Here is a 20,611-nt window from a genome sequence, read left to right as displayed (position 1 = left end):
ATCCTGGTTGAAACTGATGCGTCAAAATAACGCCTTCACATGTGCAAAAATTCTTGGCAAAGCCGAGCTGCCGTTACTGCAGCGCGCCCGCAGCCTGCAACGTCTGGAACAGGCCGCACTACGTCTGTTACCCGATGATCTAGCCGCGCATTGTAGTGTCATGAACCTCAAAAATGAAATCCTGATACTCGGCGTGCCATCACCGGCCTGGGCAGCGCGCCTAAGATTCGCCGCTCCGGACTTCACCAAGCAACTGCAGTGCCAACTTTCCCTGGCGGTTACCGGAATAGAGGTTCGGGTTATCCCGGAAACACTTGATATTCAAGCCGTTAGCAAGAAACCTGAAGGCCTGTCCATGCACAACGCTACACTGCTGGCACAGACGGCGGAGGATGTTGATCACCCGGGACTGCGCGAAGCGCTATACCGATTAGCGGCAAAAGCACGCGAATCCTGAGCCTTTCGGCAAGAATTTCAAACAGATGCGATTTGTGGCAGATTAAGCCAGTGTGGTGCCCGTGCGGCATTACCGAAACTGCTCAGTTCCCAGGCACCGGGAGAAGCCAGTAACTCACACAACAGGCGGTTATTCAGTGCATGCCCGGATTTATGCCCGGTAAATTCGCCGATCAGACTGTGACCGAGCAGGTAGAGATCACCAACGGCATCCAGCACCTTGTGTCTGACAAATTCGTCCTCGTAGCGAAGACCGTCCTCGTTCACAACGCGGTAGTCATCCAGCACGACGGCATTATCAAGACTTCCACCCAGCGCCAGATTATTTTCACGTAATTTTTCGATATCACGCATAAAACCGAAGGTTCGTGCCCGGCTGACTTCGCGAACAAAGGAACTGTTTGAGAAGTCTATTTCCGAGTGACGGCTGTCGCCTTTGAACATCGGGTGTTTGAAATCAATGGTAAAACCTACCTTGAAACCCTTGAAGGGAGAAAACCTTGCCCATTTGTCGCCCTCTCTCACCTCGACTGTATCCAGTATACGCAGGAACTGCTTGGCCTTGCGCTGCCCCTCGATACCAGCGGACTGAATCAGGAACACAAAAGGTCCCGCGCTGCCGTCCATAATCGGCACTTCCGCTGCGCTGAGATCCACAATCGCGTTATCGATACCTAACCCGGAAAATGCTGACAGCAAATGTTCCACAGTGGATACACGGACATCACCGGACATCAGGGTTGTCGATAGCCGGGTATCACCCACATTGGCGATTCTGGCCGGAACCGCCACCGGCGGGTCAAGATCGATCCGGCGAAATATGATCCCCGTATCGGGCGGGGCAGGTCGCAGTGTCAGGTAGACCTGCTCCCCACTATGCAGGCCGACACCCTTCGCACGGACGATATTTCTCAAAGTTCTCTGACAAATCATATTTTTCGAGCAAGCTGCACAGCGCTCGCCTTCTCATCGTTTTCAGATTATGTAAATGCCGTCAGAGTCTACCATACCCCCCCGGCATCACCCGAAAAACCTGGCCACACATGATTTTCAACCGGCCAGCCCTTTACATAAGGCTAACCTCCCCGAGATAAAAACACATGGTCACGGCGGGGTTAGTCCGCCTGGCGCCGCAGAAAAGCCGGAATATCAAGGTAATCCAGGTCATCGGCTGAGGCCGGCGGCGGTGTCGGGTCGCCGGAAGCTTTTTTGCGAATCACTGCAGGACGATCCAGTTCCGCATAATCCACTTCACCGCGTTTGTTCCGATGTACCAGTTGTACCGGCTCAGGCTTTTCCTCGACCCCGGTTTGTTCGGCGCCCAGGCCGGTGGCCACCACGGTTACCCTCAGTTCGTCGTGCATGTCAGGGTCAATGACTGTGCCGACCACGACGGTGGCATCTCCGGAGGCAAATTCCTTTATGGTGTTGCCGACTTCCTCGAACTCGCCGATCGACAGGTCCAGGCCTGCTGTAACGTTAACGAGTATGCCATGCGCACCCATTAAATCGATGTCTTCCAGCAACGGACTGTGAATTGCCGCTTCGGCAGCTTCGCGGGCCCGATCCTGCCCAGTCGAAGAACCGGAGCCCATCATGGCCATACCCATTTCCGACATCACTGTGCGAACGTCTGCAAAGTCGACATTGATCAGACCCGGCCGGGTAATCAACTCGGCGATACCCTGTACTGCACCCTGCAATACACCATTGGCCGCCTTGAAGGCATTCAGCAGACTGATGTCCTTGCCCAGTACCGACAACAGCTTTTCATTGGGAATGGTGATCAGGGAATCAACGTATTGCCCCAGCTCCTTCAAACCGCGATCTGCAACACTGAGACGTTTACCACCTTCAAACGGGAAAGGCTTGGTTACAATAGCGACGGTAAGAATACCCATCTCCTTGGCCACCTGTGCAACCACAGGCGCTGCCCCGGTTCCGGTTCCTCCGCCCATACCGGCGGTGATAAACAACATATCGGATCCCTCGATACACTCAACCACGCGATCACGATCTTCCATAGCCGCCTGCCGACCAATATCCGGGTTGGCACCCGCACCAAGTCCCTTGGTGATACTGTTTCCCAACTGCAATGTGGTGCGGGCATTCATGTTGGTAAGTGCCTGCGCGTCTGTATTGGCGCAGACGAACTCAACACCTTCAATATCGGCCTCAACCATGTGCTGGACGGCATTGCCACCACCACCCCCGATACCGATTACCTTGATAACAGCATTCTGACTGTATGAATCCATTAGCTCAAACATGATGACTTCTCCTCTCTAATTTATATCCTGAAAACTTCGCGTTCCGTTAAAAACAAATCTGTGTCCCGACCTGAACCTAGAAGTTGCCCTGAAACCAGCTTTTCATTCGTTCCCACACTCCGCGCATACCTTGACCTATCTCTGCATCAAAATTTCGACGGGTGCGATTCTGATGACCAAACAGCAACAACCCGACACCCGTCGCATAAATCGGGTTGCGCACGACATCAACAAGTCCTGTAATACTTTGTGGCACGCCAAGGCGCACCGGCATGTGGAATACTTCTTCTGCAAGATCCACAAGGCCTTCAATCTTTGAACTCCCGCCGGTCAGTACAATACCGGCGGCAATAAGGTCCTCGAATCCGCTACGCCGCAACTCAGCCTGCACCAGCGCGAGCAACTCTTCATAACGGGGTTCAATAACCTCTGCCAATGTCTGTCGTGCCAGGCGGCGCGGGGGGCGGTCGCCGACACTTGGCACTTCAATATTTTCATCGCTGGATGCCAGCTGGCGCAGCGCACAGGCGTACTTGATTTTGATGTCTTCGGCGTATTGGGTGGGGGTCCGCAACGCGACCGCAATGTCGTTGGTCACCTGGTCCCCTGCAATAGGAATCACTGCTGTGTGACTGATCGAACCTTCAGTAAACACTGCGATGTCAGTGGTTCCACCACCAATATCAACAAGGCATACACCAAGGTCTTTCTCGTCCTCGGTCAGCACCGAGTAACTGGAAGCGAGCTGTTCCAGGATGATGTCGTCCACTTCCAGCCCACAACGCCGCACACACTTGATAATATTTTGCGCAGCACTGACCGCGCCCGTCACCATATGCACCTTGGCTTCCAGGCGCACACCGCACATACCGATCGGCTCGCGAATACCATCCTGATCGTCGATAACATATTCCTGCGGCAGGATATGGAGCATCTTCTGGTCTGCAGGTATCGCAACTGCGCGCGCAGCATCAATAACACGCTCCACGTCGCTCGGCGTCACTTCCTTGTCTCGAATTGCCACGATCCCGTGCGAGTTAAGGCTGCGAATATGACTGCCTGCAATGCCCGCATACACAGAGTGAATCTGACACCCTGCCATCAACTCCGCTTCTTCCACAGCACGCTGGATGGAATGCACAGTCGACTCGATATTTACTACCACACCCTTCTTCAGCCCCTTGGATGGATGCGAACCAATACCGATAATATCGATTCCGCCATCTGGCGAAATTTCACCGACAATGGCAACTACCTTCGAGGTGCCGATGTCGAGTCCGACAATCATGTTTTTCTCTGATTTCTTTGTCATACGGTATTCAACCGGTACTTTTAGCCTGTTTGTTCATCGACTGCCAGCGCACTGCCACACCATTGCTGTAGCGTAAATCTACTGACACCACCCTGCCGCTCCCTGCCGCCATAATCTCCGGGTAAGCACGAATAAAACGCGCCACTCTTTGCAGTGGATCACGCCGGCCCAACTCCATTTTCAATCCGTTATTCAACGTCACATGCCAGGCGCGTCGCGCATCCAGCTGCAACCGGACAACTTCAAGTTGCAACGGCCGCAAGGACTTGCGCATTTGTGCAAACATGGATAACACCCTTTTCTCATAGCCATCCGGCCCCGCCAGCCAGGGCAAGCCGGCTATTTCCACGTGGGCCTGCGGTGAAAAATATTCGCCACGCGGATTCAGAAAACCCGTTTCACCCCAGCGAACCACGGGCTGTTGCTCACGAATGTGGACCTGCACCAGGTCCGGCCATACCCGGCGCACCGATACCTGTTCGACCCATGGCCGCGCCTGCAGCTGCGACTGGATTTCTCCCACCTGCACACTGAAAAAACCCTGTTTTGTCATTGGCTCAAGAAACGATTGCAATACATCGGCATCAAGATGGTTCAAGTCGCCCTCGATTTGCACGTTCTGTACTGGCCAGGCACTCGGGTCCTTCATCCACTCCAGCATCAGCGCCAGACCGGCAACACTGCTGCTAACGACCAGCACAACAAAAACCGGGCGCAACCAGAACGACAAAGGCTTGCGTGCCGGCTTCTGCCTGCGCCTCGCCTGCAGTTTGCGTTTAGCCGCCACAGGCTTTACTCCCGTCCAGTGCCGTCTCGAGAATGCGCCATACAAGTTCTTCCATATCCCACCCATGCTGCTTTGCCGCCATAGGCACCAGGCTGTGGTCGGTCATGCCCGGCACAGTATTCACCTCGATCAGCCAGGGCGCCTCATCTTCATCGAGGAACAGATCCACCCGTCCCCAGCCACTCGCACCCACAGCATCAAATGCCCGTTGTGATAATTGCTGTAGTTCCAGCTCACGTGATGCCGGCAGACCGCAGGGACAGTGATACTGCGTACTATCGGACTGGTACTTCGCCTCATAGTCATAAAATTCCCGTGGCGTCTCCAACCGGATCAGTGGCAGCACAACATCACCGACAATAGCCGTTGTATATTCCTCACCACTGACCCAGCGCTCCGCCATAACGTTATGGTCGTACTTGTCAGCTTCTCGCCACGCCCGCTCAAGTGCTTCCGGTTTTTCGACACGTGCCATGCCGATGCTGGAGCCTTCGTGCACCGGCTTGAGCATCATTGGAAAACCAATGCGTTGCGCTGCGCTTTCAAGGTCCTGTTCAGATGCCAGCATGTTGAAGTCGGGGGTAGGCAAACCCAGCCCCTGCCACACATGCTTGGCGCGCTGCTTATCCATAGCCAACGCCGACCCCAGCACGCCGCTTCCTGTGACAGGTATATCAAGATAATCAAGAAGCCCCTGCAACACACCGTCTTCACCACCACGGCCATGAACAATATTGAATGCGCAATCAAATGCACCAGCCTGCAATTGCGGAACAAAATTCGGCGATCCGGCATCTACAGCAACAGCATCTATGCCTTTTGACAGCAATGCACCGAGCACGGCTTTTCCACTCCGCAGCGAGACCTCGCGTTCGGCGGAACAGCCGCCCATCAACACGGCAACTCTCCCGAATACTGCGGGATTGCTGATGCTTTCATTCACGCAAACACTCCGATAATGCGAACTTCCGGCTCCAGACGCACGCCATGTACCTGCGCCACTCTTTCCTGCACATAACGTATCAGCGCTTCAATATCTTCCGCCTTCGCTTCTCCAAGATTTATAATGAAATTGGCATGCTTCTCTGATACCTGCGCATTACCGATACGCTCACCCTTCAGCCCACAGGTATCGATCAAACGTGCAGCAAAATCATTGGGGGGGTTACGAAACACCGAGCCGCAACTTGGCAGACCGGTCGGCTGGGTTGCGGATCGCTGCTCCAGTAGCGCCTTGATATTTTCAAGCGCAGCCTGGGCATCACCCGGCTCCAGCTGCAGTTCTGCAGAGACAAACCACTCGTCTCGCAAACCGGTCACCGTGCGGTAGGACACATCAAAATCACTACGATCGCGCAAATGTAATTCACCATGGTGGTCCAGCATTTCCACTCGCGCTACCAGCGGCCAGGTCTCACCACCGAAAGCGCCTGCATTCATGGCCAGTGCGCCACCCATGGTGCCGGGGATGCCAGCCAGAAATTCCGCACCGGTCAGCCCGGCGCGCGCCGCAAAACGCGCCACCTTGTTGCAGGCAACACCTGCACCGGTACGTACTATGTTGTCATCCAGCTGTTCCAGACTGTCGAGGCCACCGAATGGCAGGATGACGGTGCCACGCAAACCACCATCACGTACCAGAATATTACTGCCCAGCCCGATCCACTCCAGTGGTTCGTCCTCCGGCAGGCTGGCAAGAAAAGTCTGCAAATCTTCAAGGTCGGCAGGCCGGTAACAGCGGTCTGCCGGGCCACCTACACGCCAGCTGGTGTAAGCCGACAGGGGTTCGTTGAATTTCAGTTCACCGCGCAACACTGGCATCGATTCTGCTGTCATCATGATTCGTCCCTATCCTCCTCACGCCGGGGTTGTTCACGCCCCGCGATGTTTGCCCCGGACTTGATCTCGCTTCCCGGCAATACCCCGGATACGCATCGAACAATCCAGCGACGGCTTTGCAGGCGTTCACCGCAGCCCATGTGAAAACGCATTCGATCGTTATCAGAACTCATCCATCCACTCCCTGATTGTCACCGAGCACCGCCGGCAAGGTCGCCGCTACGGCGCCGATGGAGCCGGCACCAAGCGTTAACACTACGTCACCGGGTTTAAGCAGGTCCTTCAAAATAGAGGGCAGAGTTTCAACATCTTCGACAAACACCGGGTCAACCCTGCCACGTCCGCGCACCGCCCGGCACAGGGCACGCCCGTCGGCACCGGTGACAGGCGATTCGCCGGCTGCGTACACCTCGGTTATCAGCAACAGGTCACAATTGACCAGCTCCTGTGCAAAGTCGTCGAACAGGTCAAACGTACGGCTGTACCGATGAGGCTGGAACGCTACCACCAGGCGCCGCTCAGGCCAGCCATTACGCACCGCGTCCAGTGTGGCTGCAATTTCCCGCGGATGATGACCATAGTCGTCGATCAACAGCACCGAGCCGCCTTCGATCCCGACTTCGCCGTTGATCTGGAAGCGCCGACCGATCCCTTCAAATGTTTCCAGCGCATGCTGGATAGCGGCATCCGCCACATCCAGCTCACGCGCCACCGCAACGGCCGCCAGGGCATTCAGAACGTTATGCCGACCCGGAAGATTAAGGACAACACTCAGTACCGGGTGGTCCTTCTGGTGTATATCGAAGGACATCTGTTGCCCCTGCTGGCGCAGATTTACAGCGCGGATATCGGCATCCTCGGCATCGATACCGTAACTCCGCACCTGGCGGGTAAGCTCAGGCAGCACGTCCCGTACATTGGGATCATCGACACACATTACTGCCAGACCATAGAAAGGCAGGTGATGTAAAAACTCGACAAAAGTCTGGCGCAGGCGACGGAAATCACCCTCGTAGGTTGACAGGTGGTCAGCGTCTATATTTGTAACAACCGCCAGCATGGGCTGCAGGTACAGGAATGACGCATCACTTTCGTCAGCCTCGGCCACCAGGTATCGACTGCTGCCCAGCCGCGCATGACTGTTTGAGCTGTTAAGGCGACCGCCAATAACATAGGTCGGATCCAGCCCGCCTTCTGCCAGCAGACTGGCGACCAGGCTGGTCGTTGTCGTCTTGCCGTGTGTTCCGGCGACGGCAATGCCATGACGGAACCGCATGATCTCAGCCAGCATTTCGGCGCGCGGAACTACCGGGATACGACGTTCACGGGCCGCCCTGACCTCCGGGTTATCTTCATTAACTGCTGTAGATACCACGACCACGTCGCAGTCAGCGACATGACTCGCGTCATGGCCAAACCAGATACGCGCGCCCTGTAGTGCCAGCCGCCGGGTAACAGCATTCTCACGCAGGTCGGAACCACTGACCTTGTACCCCAGATTCAGCAACACTTCAGCGATCCCGCCCATACCGGCACCACCAATACCGACAAAATGCGCACAACGGATACGTCCCATCGTTTCTGACTGCACCGGCAGCTGCTGTGGTGCTGTCATCATGCCGCCTCCTGCCAGCCAGTGGCACGAATGCAATACATCGCAACCTGCTGCGCTGCATCCGGCATGGCGTGCTCGCGGGCGCGTTTTGCCATACCCGCGAGACGCCCGGGCTGTTGTAACAAATCCAGTTCCTTACGTAACCGTTCAACAGTCATTTCTGACTGCGCTACCAGACAAGCCGCGCCGGCATCGACCAGATAACGCGCATTACCGGTCTGATGGTCATCGACGGCATATGGATAGGGCACCAGTATCGAAGCCACACCCGCTGCGGAAAGTTCGGCAATCGTCATGGCCCCGGCACGACACAACACCAGGTCGGCCCACTGATAGGCTTGTGCCATATCATCGATGAAGGCATCGAGGCGCACATCGACTCCGGCTTTTGTATAGGCACCACGCGCTGAATCGACAAGCTTCAGGCCGGTCTGGTGCCAGACTTCCGGCCGCTGCGCCTTCTCGATCAGCGCCAGTGCGGCGGGAACGGTTTCATTGAGTGCTGCCGCTCCGAGGCTACCGCCTACCACCAGCAGGCGCGGGCGCCGGTTTGCCGTATCGGGTTCGTGGAACGGCAGTTGCGCGATGTCATCACGAACCGGGTTCCCGGTATGAATCGCGCCGCGAAGGCTGCCGGGGAACGCTTCCAGCACCGGGCTGGCGAGTGGTGCCAGTAACCGGTTGGTCAGACCCGCCACGGAATTTTGTTCATGAATAACCAGCGGCCGGCGCAGCAACCAGGCCATCAACCCACCGGGGCCGGTCGTGAACCCACCCATGCCCAGCACTGCCGCGGGCCGTACACGCAGCATGACGAGTGCGGCCTGCATCAAGGCCCCCAGCAACATAAAGGGGGCCAGCAGCTGCCGAAGACGTCCTTTGCCACGCAACCCTGTTACGTTGACCCAATGCACCGGAATACCGGTTGGCGGCACCACGCGCGCCTCCAGTCCGGCCTGCGTACCCAGCCATTCAACCGGCCAGCCACGCTTCTGCAATTGCTCTGCGACAGCGAGTGCCGGAAATACGTGCCCACCGGTGCCGCCAGCCATGATCAGGATCGGGCGCTGCATATTCATCGCACCCTCCTGCGGGGATGCATGGATATCCCGGAAGCCGGCAGGCTGTTGACCGTACAACGTGTTTCGTAATCAATACGCAATAAAAGTGCAATGGCAACGCAGGTCACCAGCATGCTACTGCCCCCGTAGCTCATCAGCGGCAACGTCAGGCCCTTGGTTGGAAGCAGGCCGGTATTGACGCCAACATTGATCAATGCCTGTAATCCCAACCAGGTTCCGATGCCATATGCGAGATAGGCCGCAAACAGATTGCCGCCTTGCTCAGCGACAGAGGCAATACGATAGGCGCGCAACACAATAAACAGGTACAGGCCGAGCAGCACCAGGATGCCAACCAGGCCCAGCTCTTCGGCCAGCACGGCAAATACAAAATCCGTATGCGCTTCCGGTAAATAGAACAGCTTCTGCACACTGGCGCCAAGACCCACGCCGAATAACTCGCCACGACCGATTGCAATCAGTGACTGGGTCAGCTGGAAGCCGCTGTTGAACGGATCCGCCCATGGATTGAGGAATGTTGTCAGACGCTCCAGACGGTAGGGAGAGGAAATGGCCAGTGCGGCAAATCCAGCAACAGCAACACCGACCAGCGCAGCAAACTTCCACAAACTGACACCGGCCATGAACATCATCACAAGGGCTGCCGCCAACATGACTACAGTCGCGCCAAAGTCAGGTTCTACCAACAGCAAGACAGCCGCCACCAGTAACAGTGCCAGCGGCTTGATAAAGCCTGCACGCGTTTCACGCACTGCCTCACCGTGCCGCACCAGGTAACCCGACATGTAGATCAGTGCCAGCAACTTGGCCGGCTCCGACACCTGCAGGCGGAACACTCCCAGATTGATCCAGCGGGTACTTCCGTTTACCTCAACACCGACACCCGGCACCAGGACAACCACTAACATCAGGATAGCGAGCAAAATGCACAACAGGCTGCACTGCTCCCACCAGGCCAGCCTGATACGCAACACCAGCAGCCCCAGCCCAAGCCCCATCAGCAGGTATATCGTTTGACGTATGGTGAAATGCAAGGTGCTGACGCCGAGCCGCTCTGCAACCGGCATGGAAGCTGATGCCACCATGACCAGCCCCAGGGAAAACAAAATCGCTACGGCGGTAAGCAGGGCAAAATCCAGTCGCGGGCAGGCTGCACCACGACGTACCGGCATATCGGGCAATAGCAGCGCCAGGCTCATTCGAACATACCTCGCAATGCCTGTACGAAACATTCACCGCGGTGCTGGTATCCCCTGAACATATCGAAACTGGCACAGGCCGGTGACAGAAGCACAGTATCCCCCGGTTGTGACCGGGCTGCGGCGAGCCTGACTGCCTCTTGCATGTCAGTTGCATGACTGACAGGAATACGTCCCTGCAATACAGATTCAATTTCGTCAGCCGCTTCACCCATTACCACCACATGGCGTACCCGCGCATCCAGCCCTGCTGCCAGCTCAGTGAAGTCTGCGCCTTTGCCCTGACCACCGGCGATCAATACCAGCGGCCCCTCGAAGCCCTGTATGGCGGCCAGTGCAGCGCCAATATTGGTTGCCTTGGAATCATTGAACCAGCGCACGCCCTGGTACTCACCCACCCACTCGGTACGGTGTGGCAGGCCCTGAAATTCACGCAATGCTCGCAACATCGCCTCAACCGGTAAACCAGCTGCAGCGCCAAGCGCCAGCGCCGCCAAGGCATTGGCGAGGTTATGACGACCCGGCATACGCAGTTCTGCAACAGGCATTAATGCCGTATCTCCACAAGCAATCCACATCTCACCATCCATGGTGCGCAGCCCGTAGTCTTTGCCTTTCGGCTCTGTCACGCCAAAACTGACTACAGGCGCATGCTCATGGGCAAGTGCCGCGGCATATTCATCGTCACGGTTGACCACCTGCAAACGGGCGTGATGAAAGATGGTCTGCTTGGCCTTTGCGTAGTCGCCAAGAGAGTCATAACGATCCATGTGATCCGGGCTGACATTCAGCACGACTGCTGCAAGGCATGACAAGCTCTGCACAGTCTCCAGCTGAAAACTGGATAATTCCAGCACGTACAGGTCCGGCTCGTCCTCCTTAAGCAGATCAAGGGCCGGCACACCGAGGTTTCCCCCGACACGAACACTACGCCCTGCCTGTTGTGCCATAAGACCCAGTAGTGTGGTCACCGTACTCTTGCCATTGGAACCTGTGATACCGATAACCGGCGCGCTGGCATGCCGCGCAAACAGTTCAATATCCCCGATCACTTCCACGCCACGCGCTCGCGCATCGACCAGTAACGGTTCACGCAATGAAACACCGGGACTCACCACAATACGCTCAGCCCGTTCGAACGCCTGTTTGTCGAACCCGCCAAGGAACAGGGCCACATCAGGCAATTCCCGCTGCAGGGTTTCCAGTCCGGGGGGCTGCTCGCGACTGTCGGTCACCGCTACCGGCACACCGATGTGCGACAGAAATCGCGCGCACGACACACCGGTAGTGCCGAGTCCGACCACCAGAGTACGCAATACCTGCTGCATGTCCTGTTCCATGATGTTTGTTACTGCCAACATTCCCGTTCTAGTGACCTGTCAAAGGATGACCAGCAATACGGCGATTACCGCAAAGGTCAAACCCACCAGTACAATCTGACTTTTCTCGTCCATCTATACTCCTCTCAGCGCAACTTCAGCGTCGCCAGACCGCTCAGCACCAGGATTACCGTGATAATCCAGAAGCGCACAATAACGCGTGGCTCCGGCCAGCCTTTGAGTTCAAAGTGGTGATGCAGCGGCGCCATGCGGAAAATACGCCGCCCGGTTAATTTGAATGACGCCACCTGCAGAATGACCGACACGGTCTCCATGACGAACACACCGGCCATCAGAAAATACACCAGCTCCTGGCGCACCAGGACCGCAACTGTGCCAAGTGCCGCGCCCAGCGCCAGGGCACCTACATCTCCCATGAAAACCTGCGCGGGATAGGCGTTGAACCACAGGAAACCAAGTCCGGCGCCGACGATCGCGCCACAAAACACCACGACTTCACCCACCTCACGAATGTAGGGAATGCCAAGGTATTTGGCGTAGTAGACATTACCTGTGGCATACACAAACACGGCCAGCGCACCGGCAATCAGTACAGTGGGCAGAATTGCCAGCCCATCAAGGCCATCAGTCAGGTTAACCGCATTACTGGAACCGACCACCACGAAATAAACCAGCACGATGTACCAGAGGCCAAGTGGCACCGCCACGTCCTTGAAGAAAGGCACGATCAACTCTGTTTCCACCGGGGACTGTGCAGCGTAGTACAGATACAGGCCTGTAATGATTGCCGCCAGTGACTGCCAGCTGTATTTTGCTGCTGCAGACAACCCCTTGCTGTTACCGTAGACAATCTTGCGGTAATCATCGACCCAGCCGATGGCGCCGAAACTCAATGTGACCAGCAACACAACCCAGATGTAACGATTACCAAGGTCGGCCCATAAAAGTGTAGAGACCGCTATTGCTACCAGGATCAGCGCACCCCCCATGGTCGGTGTACCGGCCTTGGACAGATGTGACTCGGGGCCGTCATCCCTCACTTGCTGCCCGATCTGACGAAAACTCAACTGACGGATCATCACAGGACCGACCACGAAAGACAGTAACAATGCTGTCAGCACACCCAGAATGGCGCGCAAGGTCAGGTACTGGAAGACGTTGAAACCACTATGGAACTGGCTCAGGTAATCGGCGAGATAGACCAGCATATCAGGCCGCCTCCCCGCTGTGTTCGCACAAGGCATCGACGACACGCTCCATATGCATGGCACGTGACCCCTTGACCAGTATGGTGACACCTGGATGCAACTGCTCACGCAAGCGACTTACCAGCGTATCCTGCGACTCAAAGGCTTCACCACCTGCACCAAAAGTCTCTGCAGCGACAGCCGCCAGTGAGCCCAGTGCAAACAGATAGTGCAGACCTGCGTTACGTGCATACTCACCCATCTGCCGGTGCAAGGCTTCACCGGCATCTCCAAGCTCACCCATGTCACCCAGCACAAGCCAGCATTCATCATTACTGTCAGCAAGCAACTCCAGCGCAACAGCAAGTGAACCCGGATTCGCGTTATAGGTATCATCAATCAGTCGCGCACCCTGCAAACCCTTGCGCGGCTGCCAACGGCCTCCAACGGCCTGCATGGAAGACAAGCCACGCGCAATAGTTTCAGGCGACAACTCCAGCGCAATCGCAGCCGCACTCGCGGCCAGCGCATTCATGACATTGTGCCGACCCGGCAGCGGCAACCGGAACGCTACATCACCGGACAGCGTTTGAAGCCTGATATCACTGCCATCCAGATCTCCCTGCCAGCTGGCACGCACATCCGCATCAGCTTCAAGACCGAAGGTAATCACCTTGCGCGAACCGGCCAGCGATAACCACAACCCGGCATAGGCATCATCTGCATTGATGATGCAAACAGCACTATCAGGCAAGCGCTCAAATAACTCGCCTTTTCCGCGCGCAACGCCATCCAGATCACCAAAGCCTTCCAGGTGCGCCTCCGCGGCGTTATTAACCACTGCAACAGTGGGTTTGACGATATCCGCCAGGTAAGCAATTTCTCCCGGATGATTGGCGCCAAGCTCTATCACTGCATAGCGGTGTACTTCGGACAATCCGGACAGCGTCAACGGCACACCGATATCATTATTCAGGTTCCCACGCGTCACCAGCGTTTCACCACAGGAACGCAAAATCGCTGCAATCATTTCCCTGACCGAGGTTTTGCCATTACTACCTGTCACGGCAACAACCGGCAGCTCGAACCGTGATCGCCAGTACGCCGCCAGCTGACCCAGCGCATGACGTGTATCCTCGACCTCGACCTGCGGCAATGGCATTTGTACAACATGACTGACGGCCGCTGCCACCGCGCCTTCATGCTGCGCTTGTTGCAAGTAATCATGGCCATCAAAATTCGGCCCCTGTAGAGCCACGAACAAATTTCCTTCACAGATCGTGCGAGTATCCGTGCTCAGGCCGGTAAAAGTGACGTTCTCTCCATGCAAAACGCCTTTCAACACACGGGCGACTTCGGATAGCGGCATACTCATCATGCCTCGCCACCTCTCAGCCACTCCGCTACAAAACGGCGGTCGCTGAAGACTGTTTTCATATCACCGATCTGCTGAGTTTCTTCGTGCCCCTTGCCTGCGATTAACACCAGGTCGTCTTTTCCAGCGCCCGACAGTGCAGCACGAATCGCCGCACCCCGATCTTCAATACGGGTTGCACATTGTGGTTGCGTTATACCCGCCATAATCTGCGTCATGATATCCTGCGGCTTCTCATGACGCGGGTTATCGCTGGTTATAATGACCCGGTCCGCATAGTGGCCGGCAACAGCACCCATCGCCGGACGCTTGCCTGTATCACGGTCTCCGCCAGCGCCAAACACACACACCAGCTCACCCTTGCAATGCGGGCGGAGCGCCTTTAACACGGCCTCGAGCGCAGCGGGGGTATGCGCGAAATCAACCACGACGTTCGGGCGCCCCGACTCACTGAACAACTCCATTCGTCCCGGCACGGTTTCCACCTGCGACAGCCGTTGCACGGCATCATCCAGCGACAAACCGGAAGCCAGCAGGGCACCAAGCGCTGCAAGCAGATTTTCTGCATTGAAATCGCCCAGCAACCGGGTTTCAAACTCCGCCTTGCCGAAGCTTGAGTCCACACTCAGCGCCATACCTTGTGGCAAGACAGACAGTGAACGTAGCAACAGCCACTCATCAGCCAGCGGTTTTGTATCAACTCGCGCCTGCCAGCTGATGACCCGAACATGGTCTGCCAGTCCGGCCGCCAGTTCTTGCCCGAAAGGGTCATCAGCATTGAGTACGGCGCACTGCAGCCCAGGCGAGCGGAACAGGCGGCGCTTGGCATCGGCATAAGCCTTCAGGCTACCGTGGTAATCAAGGTGATCACGGCTGAGCTGGGTCAGCACTGCGGTATGAAAATGAACGCCGGCGCAGCGATACTGCTCCAGCGCATGCGATGAGACTTCCATCGCAAGTTGCGTTACACCGAGGTCGCGCAATGCTGCAAGTTCTTCCTGCAGGCGCAAGGCATCCGGTGTGGTATGTGTCGGTACACTCAGGTCGCCATACACACCGTAACCCAGTGTCCCCAGCAGGCCGGCCGGCTTTCCCGGCCGCGACAGGGCCCGGGCAATAAAATGGCTCACCGATGTCTTGCCATCCGTACCTGTCACGCCAATTACATGCATGTCACGCGAGGGTCCGGCATAGAAGCGGTCGGCAATTTCACCAAGCTGACGGGCAAGCCCGGCAACCGCTATGGCCGGCACAGGAACATTCGCGAGCAGGGCATCAGCGCCCTGACAACCTTCAGGGTCATAAACCACTGCCACGGCACCCTGCCCGACAGCCTGCGCCAGAAACTCCAGTCCATGCACCTGCAATCCTCTACAGGCCAGGAACAGGTCACCAGGCTGTATGCTACGACTGTCTGTCGCTATACCCTGCACAGTGACGTCGGCAGACACACTGACATCAGCCAACCCTGCCAACAGGTCAGTGAGCGATACGCCATGCGGAGAAGCATGTGCCGCCATCATGTCGGACCCCCCTGCCTGTCACGCTGCGTATGCAATAACTGAATGTCATCCGGTGTAACGTTAAGCAAGCGCAATGCGCCCGCCATGATGCGGGAGAAGGCCGGGCCGGCTACCAGCCCGCCAAAATGCTCGCCATTACGTGGCTCATTGATCACAACGGCGATCACCAGCTCCGGTTTGCTGGCCGGCGCCATGCCGGCAAATACTGAAATATATTTATCTTCCGCATAGCCACCGGCTATGGACTTGTGCACTGTTCCGGTTTTGCCTGCCACCCGGTATCCAGGTACAGCGGCCTTAGGTGCGGTCCCTCCCTTATGCACCACAGCCTCCATCATGCCTCGCACGCTGCGCGCCACTCCCGGCGAATAAACCACTTCACGCAGCGGCTTCTGCTCTCGCTTCAACAGGGTTACCGGCACGCGATATCCATCATTTGCGAATACGCTGTAAGCCTGCGCCAGCTGCATCGCTGTCACAGAAAGCCCATAGCCGTAAGCGAGTGTTGCGCGCTCGATATCGCGCCATCGATGGTAGTTGGCCATATGGCCATCCGCTTCACCGGGAAAGCCGCTGCCTGTGGACACACCAAAACCGGCCTCTGATAAAAATCCCCACAGGGTTTCCGGCTCCAGTGACAGCGCAATCTTGCTGGCCGCCACGTTGCTGGACTTGCGTATAACGCCGGTCATGTCCAGCACACCATAGTCATGCATGTCACGAATGGTGTGTACACCTACCTGAAACATACCCGGAGAGGTATTGATCTGCGTATCAGCACGGTATTTCCCGGTCTGCAAAGCAGCCGCGATAACAAACGGCTTCATTGTCGATCCCGGCTCGAAGACATCGGTAACGGCGCGATTGCGAAGCTTTCCCGGTTTCAGGCGCTTGCGATTGTTCGGGTTGAAAGAGGGTTGATTGACCAGGGCCAGCACCTCGCCCGTATGATTGTCGAGCACAACTACCGATCCTGATCGGGCATGATGCTGGGTGACGGCTGCCTTCAGCTCACGATAGGCCAGGTACTGGATACGACGATCGATGCTCAGCGACAGATCACGACCCGGGTGCGCAGAACGTATATTCTCCACATCCTCGACAATCTTACGCTGGCCATCCTTGATCACACGCTTGGCCCCCGGCTCACCTGTAAGCCATTCGTCATAAGCCAGCTCCAGTCCTTCCTGACCACGATCATCCACATTGGTAAAACCGACCAGGTGACCGGCTACCTCACCTGCCGGGTAATAACGACGGTATTCACGCTGCAGATAAATGCCATGTACGCCCAGCGCCATAACCTGCTGCGCCCGATCAGGTGCAACATGTCGACGCAGGTAAACAAACTCACGATCCTTGCGTTGGCCAATCAGACGCTGCAGCTTGTCCACATCCAGCGCCAGTAACTGCGCCACCCGCGACATCTTGCTGGGCGAAGCAACAAGCTCCTGAGGGTTAACCCATACCGACTTCACCGGCGTACTGATGGCCAGCGGCTCACCGTTACGATCTGTAATCATGCCCCTGTGCGCAGGCACCGGCACGATGCGCAAATGACGCGCATCACCTTGCTCCTGGAGGAAAGCCTCATCGACCAGCTGCAGCTGGGCACTACGCCCTGCAAGCACAGAGAAGCCAACCAGCATAAGCCCGATTAAAACGAACCGTCTCGCCCGACTGATATGTGGTTTGCGCGTCATGGTTTCAGGATCATCACCTGTTGTGCACCGGGTATATGCATCCCCAGCCGTTCCCGCGCAGCCGATTCGATCTTGCCGTGCGTGGTATATGTACTTTGCTCAAGCTGTAACTGCCCCCATTCCACATTCATGGCGTCGCGCTCACCCTCAAGCTGTTGCAGCTGGTTGAACAGTTTGCGGCTTTCATGCCGCGACCAGGCAGCACTCATGGCACTTACAATTACCGCAACCAGCAACACAGGGAAAAGCAACGCCCTCATACGATTCGCTCTGCTACACGCAATACCGCGCTGCGAGCGCGTGGGTTGATATTAATTTCAGCTTCATCAGCACGAATCTGCTTGCCTACCGGCTTCAGCTTCGGCGCATAACCTTCCGGGATCACCGGGAAGTCCGGTGGCAGCTGTGGACCACGGTGCTGCTCGCGGATAAACCGCTTAACGATACGATCCTCGAGCGAATGGAAGCTGATCACCGCCAGCCGCCCACCGGGTGCCAGCACCTCGACTGCCTGCGGCAAAACGGCCTCAAGGTCTTCCAGCTCCCGGTTAATGAAAATACGTATTGCCTGGAAGCTGCGTGTTGCAGGGTGCTTGTGACGTTCGCGGCCGGGGGCGGCTGACTGAATCAGACTGGCGAGCTGCAGTGTGGTCGTAATTGGTGACTCGTCACGAGTGTTCACAATCGCACGCGCAATACGGCGCGAAAACCGCTCCTCGCCGTACTTCCACAGCACATCGGCAATTTGCTGTTCCGGCGCCTGCGCCAGCCACTTGGCTGCACTGGGGCCTGCCTGCGGGTTCATACGCATATCCAGGGGTCCCGCCTGCATGAAGCTGAAACCGCGCGCGGCGTCATCGAGCTGCGGTGACGACACACCAAGATCCAGCATGATTCCATCCACTCGCCCCTGCCAGCCAAGGGCTGACACTTCGCTCGCCAGGTTGTCAAAGCTGCCTTCGCGCATCAGTAACCGCGCCTCGCCGGAAAACCGGCTGGCCGCAAAAGCCAGAGCGTCAGGATCCTTGTCGAAGGCCAGAAGCCTCCCTTCGGGGCCGAGCTTTTCCAGAAGCGCTGCCGCATGTCCGCCACGTCCAAAGGTTCCATCTATATAGAGGCCATCCGGTTTCACCCGGAGTGCGTCCAGTACCTGTGCCAACAGTACCGGCTGATGCTGGTGACTCATCGCTGTTACAACGTCAGCGATTCAAGAGGGGACGGCTTGTCACTGTCTTCTGCACGCCCCTTCCAGCTACTACCGATATTCATCCAGGTTTCGTCATTCCAGATTTCAAATTTCTTGCCTACGCCCACCAGTGCTACCGCCTTGTCCAGCTCGGCAAAATCGCGCAGGCGCGGCGTCAGTAGAATACGGCCATTTCCGTCCATCTCGACTTCTGTGGCATAACCGACCAACATACGCTGCATGTCGCGCGTACGGCGATCCAGGTTCGGGGTATTGATAAGACGGTGTTCGATTTGCTCCCACTCGGGCTGGGGATAAAGCAACAGGCAGCCATCATCGTGAACCGTCACCACCAGGCGGCCCTCGTAGCGTTCACCGATTTCGCCGCGGTAACGGGTTGGCAAGGCCAACCGCCCCTTGGCATCGAGCTTGACTGTGCTACCACCTCGAAACACCGGACTCCCCTCGACCTCCTCGATTTTCCACTAAATTCCACTGATTCCCACTTTTCGACACTATAGGTAGCAAATCCCCACCTTGTCAAGGTAAGAAATGAAAAATCCTGCTTTAAGGACAGTAACTTAGCGATGATGGACAGGGGTGGTGGATTTATCACCAGATCACAAAATGAGGTTTAAACAGGAAATCAGATAGTTGCTACAGCTTGCTACGGAAATGCTTCAACTTTGAGTGCAGAATAGCCAATAGTATATAATTATTTCTATGTATGGTTAAATTCTAATTATCTATTTATACTAGCCTAAATCAAATTTAATCTCTGAAAGAGACCCCCAACATGGAAATAAAGGCCTTTTTTGATACCCGCACGTCCACATTGACCTACGTGGTCTATGACCCGTCCAGCAAGGATGCCGTCATTATCGACACGGTGCTTGACTACGACCCCGTTGGATCAAAAGTCTGGACCGAGTCAGTTGATAAAATCCTGGCTTTCCTTGACGGGAATACGCTGACGCCACATTTCGTTCTGGAAACCCATGCACATGCCGACCACCTGTCAGGCGCGCAGATGATCAGGGAGGCTTATCCTGAAGCGCAGGTTGCTATCGGGGAACGCATTACTATCGTTCAGGACGTCTTCAAGAAAGAACTCAACTTGCCGGATACCTTCCTCACTGACGGCAGCCAGTTTGACCGCCTGCTCAAGGAAAACGAAACAGTGCAGGCCGGCACACTCAACTTCTCGGTCATCTTTACGCCGGGGCATACCCCTGCCTGCGCCACTTATCGTTTCGGTGACGCCATCTTTACCGGCGACACCCTGTTCATGCCGGATGGCGGTACAGGTCGCTGCGACTTCCCCGCAGGCAGCGCAAAAGACATGTATCACTCTATTACGCAGAAGCTATATACGCTGCCGGATGAAACACGCGTATTCGTGGGACATGACTACCAGCCAAACGGACGCGAGCTGGACTTTGAAACAACCATTGGCGAACAGAAAAGAAACAATATCAATCTGAACGAAGGTATGAGTGAAGAGGAATTCATTCGCTTCCGGAACGAACGCGACAAGGAGCTCAGCGCCCCGAAACTGCTTTATCAAAGTATCCAGGTGAATGTCGATGCCGGCTCATTGCCGAAAAGCGAAGCCAACGGCAAACGTTTCCTGAAGATACCGATTAACATCTTCCGCCCCGATACCAGTGCTGAAAGCCTGGAACTCGACAAGGTCGGCTGAAGCCGGAGCACAGGAATAAAAAAGGCCGGCGAATG

20 protein-coding genes are annotated in these 20,611 nt (G+C 56.3%); 2 read left to right on the top strand and 18 right to left on the bottom strand.

What is annotated here, in order from left to right; translation table 11 throughout:
* Positions 1-16 precede the first annotated feature (16 nt).
* Complete coding sequence (locus DFR30_RS02715) at positions 17-457, top strand: DUF721 domain-containing protein (protein WP_132971206.1); 441 nt, start codon at positions 17-19, stop codon at positions 455-457.
* 17 nt (positions 458-474) lie between these two features.
* On the opposite strand, the gene lpxC is transcribed toward DFR30_RS02715, so the two are convergent.
* The 18 genes from lpxC to mraZ form a co-directional block, all read right to left on the bottom strand.
* Positions 475-1,389: a UDP-3-O-acyl-N-acetylglucosamine deacetylase gene (lpxC, locus tag DFR30_RS02710; protein ID WP_132971205.1), complete on the bottom strand. Its 915-nt coding sequence runs from the start codon at positions 1,387-1,389 to the stop codon at positions 475-477.
* A 182-nt stretch (positions 1,390-1,571) separates the two neighbouring features.
* Positions 1,572-2,726, bottom strand: coding sequence for a cell division protein FtsZ (gene ftsZ / locus DFR30_RS02705; protein ID WP_132971204.1), 1,155 nt, complete (start codon positions 2,724-2,726; stop codon positions 1,572-1,574).
* 76 nt (positions 2,727-2,802) lie between these two features.
* Positions 2,803-4,038, bottom strand: coding sequence for a cell division protein FtsA (gene ftsA, locus DFR30_RS02700; RefSeq protein ID WP_132971203.1), 1,236 nt, complete (start codon positions 4,036-4,038; stop codon positions 2,803-2,805).
* Positions 4,039-4,045: 7 nt separating this feature from the next.
* Positions 4,046-4,825, bottom strand: a complete 780-nt coding sequence (locus DFR30_RS02695; RefSeq protein ID WP_165869069.1) for a cell division protein FtsQ/DivIB — start codon at positions 4,823-4,825, stop codon at positions 4,046-4,048.
* Positions 4,815-5,768 (bottom strand): D-alanine--D-alanine ligase, encoded by a 954-nt coding sequence (locus DFR30_RS02690; protein ID WP_279386871.1) that lies wholly within the window; start codon positions 5,766-5,768, stop codon positions 4,815-4,817. Before DFR30_RS02690 ends, DFR30_RS02695 begins: the two co-directional genes overlap by 11 nt.
* Positions 5,765-6,661, bottom strand: a complete 897-nt coding sequence (gene murB, locus DFR30_RS02685) for a UDP-N-acetylmuramate dehydrogenase (protein ID WP_424565404.1) — start codon at positions 6,659-6,661, stop codon at positions 5,765-5,767. Before murB ends, DFR30_RS02690 begins: the two co-directional genes overlap by 4 nt.
* Positions 6,661-6,837 carry a hypothetical protein gene (locus DFR30_RS14225; RefSeq protein ID WP_165869068.1) on the bottom strand — a complete coding sequence of 59 codons (177 nt, stop codon included), beginning with the start codon at positions 6,835-6,837 and terminating at the stop codon, positions 6,661-6,663. The genes murB and DFR30_RS14225 overlap by 1 nt, the downstream gene beginning before the upstream one ends.
* The gene (murC, locus tag DFR30_RS02680; protein ID WP_132974355.1) at positions 6,834-8,279 is read right to left on the bottom strand and encodes a UDP-N-acetylmuramate--L-alanine ligase; all 1,446 of its coding nucleotides are present in this window, start codon (positions 8,277-8,279) and stop codon (positions 6,834-6,836) included. Before murC ends, DFR30_RS14225 begins: the two co-directional genes overlap by 4 nt.
* Positions 8,279-9,352, bottom strand: a complete 1,074-nt coding sequence (murG, locus tag DFR30_RS02675; RefSeq protein ID WP_132974354.1) for an undecaprenyldiphospho-muramoylpentapeptide beta-N-acetylglucosaminyltransferase — start codon at positions 9,350-9,352, stop codon at positions 8,279-8,281. Before murG ends, murC begins: the two co-directional genes overlap by 1 nt.
* A gap of 2 nt (positions 9,353-9,354) precedes the next feature.
* On the bottom strand, positions 9,355-10,560 hold the full coding sequence (ftsW, locus tag DFR30_RS02670) for a putative lipid II flippase FtsW (RefSeq protein WP_132971200.1): 1,206 nt from the start codon (positions 10,558-10,560) through the stop codon (positions 9,355-9,357).
* Positions 10,557-11,921, bottom strand: a complete 1,365-nt coding sequence (murD, locus tag DFR30_RS02665; protein ID WP_243640659.1) for a UDP-N-acetylmuramoyl-L-alanine--D-glutamate ligase — start codon at positions 11,919-11,921, stop codon at positions 10,557-10,559. The genes ftsW and murD overlap by 4 nt, the downstream gene beginning before the upstream one ends.
* A 104-nt stretch (positions 11,922-12,025) precedes the next feature.
* Entirely contained in the window at positions 12,026-13,108 is a 1,083-nt protein-coding gene (gene mraY / locus DFR30_RS02660) for a phospho-N-acetylmuramoyl-pentapeptide-transferase (protein ID WP_132971198.1), read from the bottom strand.
* A 1-nt stretch (position 13,109) separates the two neighbouring features.
* The gene (locus DFR30_RS02655) at positions 13,110-14,465 is read right to left on the bottom strand and encodes a UDP-N-acetylmuramoyl-tripeptide--D-alanyl-D-alanine ligase (RefSeq protein WP_243640658.1); all 1,356 of its coding nucleotides are present in this window, start codon (positions 14,463-14,465) and stop codon (positions 13,110-13,112) included.
* Positions 14,462-15,985 carry a UDP-N-acetylmuramoyl-L-alanyl-D-glutamate--2,6-diaminopimelate ligase gene (locus tag DFR30_RS02650; protein WP_132971197.1) on the bottom strand — a complete coding sequence of 508 codons (1,524 nt, stop codon included), beginning with the start codon at positions 15,983-15,985 and terminating at the stop codon, positions 14,462-14,464. The genes DFR30_RS02655 and DFR30_RS02650 overlap by 4 nt, the downstream gene beginning before the upstream one ends.
* Positions 15,982-17,688, bottom strand: coding sequence for a peptidoglycan D,D-transpeptidase FtsI family protein (locus DFR30_RS02645; protein WP_132971196.1), 1,707 nt, complete (start codon positions 17,686-17,688; stop codon positions 15,982-15,984). Before DFR30_RS02645 ends, DFR30_RS02650 begins: the two co-directional genes overlap by 4 nt.
* Positions 17,685-17,948 carry a cell division protein FtsL gene (ftsL, locus tag DFR30_RS02640; protein WP_132971195.1) on the bottom strand — a complete coding sequence of 88 codons (264 nt, stop codon included), beginning with the start codon at positions 17,946-17,948 and terminating at the stop codon, positions 17,685-17,687. Before ftsL ends, DFR30_RS02645 begins: the two co-directional genes overlap by 4 nt.
* Positions 17,945-18,874 (bottom strand): 16S rRNA (cytosine(1402)-N(4))-methyltransferase RsmH, encoded by a 930-nt coding sequence (gene rsmH / locus DFR30_RS02635; RefSeq protein ID WP_132971194.1) that lies wholly within the window; start codon positions 18,872-18,874, stop codon positions 17,945-17,947. The genes ftsL and rsmH overlap by 4 nt, the downstream gene beginning before the upstream one ends.
* A 5-nt stretch (positions 18,875-18,879) precedes the next feature.
* Positions 18,880-19,329 carry a division/cell wall cluster transcriptional repressor MraZ gene (gene mraZ / locus DFR30_RS02630; protein ID WP_132971193.1) on the bottom strand — a complete coding sequence of 150 codons (450 nt, stop codon included), beginning with the start codon at positions 19,327-19,329 and terminating at the stop codon, positions 18,880-18,882.
* 341 nt (positions 19,330-19,670) lie between these two features.
* On the opposite strand from mraZ, the gene DFR30_RS02625 reads away from it, so the two are divergent.
* The gene (locus DFR30_RS02625) at positions 19,671-20,576 is read left to right on the top strand and encodes an MBL fold metallo-hydrolase (RefSeq protein WP_132971192.1); all 906 of its coding nucleotides are present in this window, start codon (positions 19,671-19,673) and stop codon (positions 20,574-20,576) included.
* The last annotated feature ends 35 nt before the right edge of the window (positions 20,577-20,611 follow it).

The sequence above is a fragment of the Thiogranum longum genome (genome assembly GCF_004339085.1).
Classification (GTDB): Bacteria; Pseudomonadota; Gammaproteobacteria; order DSM-19610; family DSM-19610; genus Thiogranum; species Thiogranum longum.
The sequence above is the reverse complement of the archived record's forward strand: the minus strand, read 5'-3'. Positions and strand labels throughout refer to the sequence as shown.

Coding starts and splice junctions, on each gene's coding strand:
- DFR30_RS02715 (WP_132971206.1), top strand. CDS start 17: ATGCGTCAAAATAACGCCTTCACATGTGCAAAAATTCTTGGCAAAGCC.
- lpxC (WP_132971205.1), bottom strand. CDS start 1,389: ATGATTTGTCAGAGAACTTTGAGAAATATCGTCCGTGCGAAGGGTGTC.
- ftsZ (WP_132971204.1), bottom strand. CDS start 2,726: ATGTTTGAGCTAATGGATTCATACAGTCAGAATGCTGTTATCAAGGTA.
- ftsA (WP_132971203.1), bottom strand. CDS start 4,038: ATGACAAAGAAATCAGAGAAAAACATGATTGTCGGACTCGACATCGGC.
- murB (WP_424565404.1), bottom strand. CDS start 6,661: ATGACAGCAGAATCGATGCCAGTGTTGCGCGGTGAACTGAAATTCAAC.
- DFR30_RS14225 (WP_165869068.1), bottom strand. CDS start 6,837: ATGAGTTCTGATAACGATCGAATGCGTTTTCACATGGGCTGCGGTGAA.
- murC (WP_132974355.1), bottom strand. CDS start 8,279: ATGACAGCACCACAGCAGCTGCCGGTGCAGTCAGAAACGATGGGACGT.
- murG (WP_132974354.1), bottom strand. CDS start 9,352: ATGCAGCGCCCGATCCTGATCATGGCTGGCGGCACCGGTGGGCACGTA.
- ftsW (WP_132971200.1), bottom strand. CDS start 10,560: ATGAGCCTGGCGCTGCTATTGCCCGATATGCCGGTACGTCGTGGTGCA.
- murD (WP_243640659.1), bottom strand. CDS start 11,921: ATGTTGGCAGTAACAAACATCATGGAACAGGACATGCAGCAGGTATTG.
- mraY (WP_132971198.1), bottom strand. CDS start 13,108: ATGCTGGTCTATCTCGCCGATTACCTGAGCCAGTTCCATAGTGGTTTC.
- DFR30_RS02655 (WP_243640658.1), bottom strand. CDS start 14,465: ATGATGAGTATGCCGCTATCCGAAGTCGCCCGTGTGTTGAAAGGCGTT.
- DFR30_RS02650 (WP_132971197.1), bottom strand. CDS start 15,985: ATGATGGCGGCACATGCTTCTCCGCATGGCGTATCGCTCACTGACCTG.
- DFR30_RS02645 (WP_132971196.1), bottom strand. CDS start 17,688: ATGACGCGCAAACCACATATCAGTCGGGCGAGACGGTTCGTTTTAATC.
- ftsL (WP_132971195.1), bottom strand. CDS start 17,948: ATGAGGGCGTTGCTTTTCCCTGTGTTGCTGGTTGCGGTAATTGTAAGT.
- rsmH (WP_132971194.1), bottom strand. CDS start 18,874: ATGAGTCACCAGCATCAGCCGGTACTGTTGGCACAGGTACTGGACGCA.
- DFR30_RS02625 (WP_132971192.1), top strand. CDS start 19,671: ATGGAAATAAAGGCCTTTTTTGATACCCGCACGTCCACATTGACCTAC.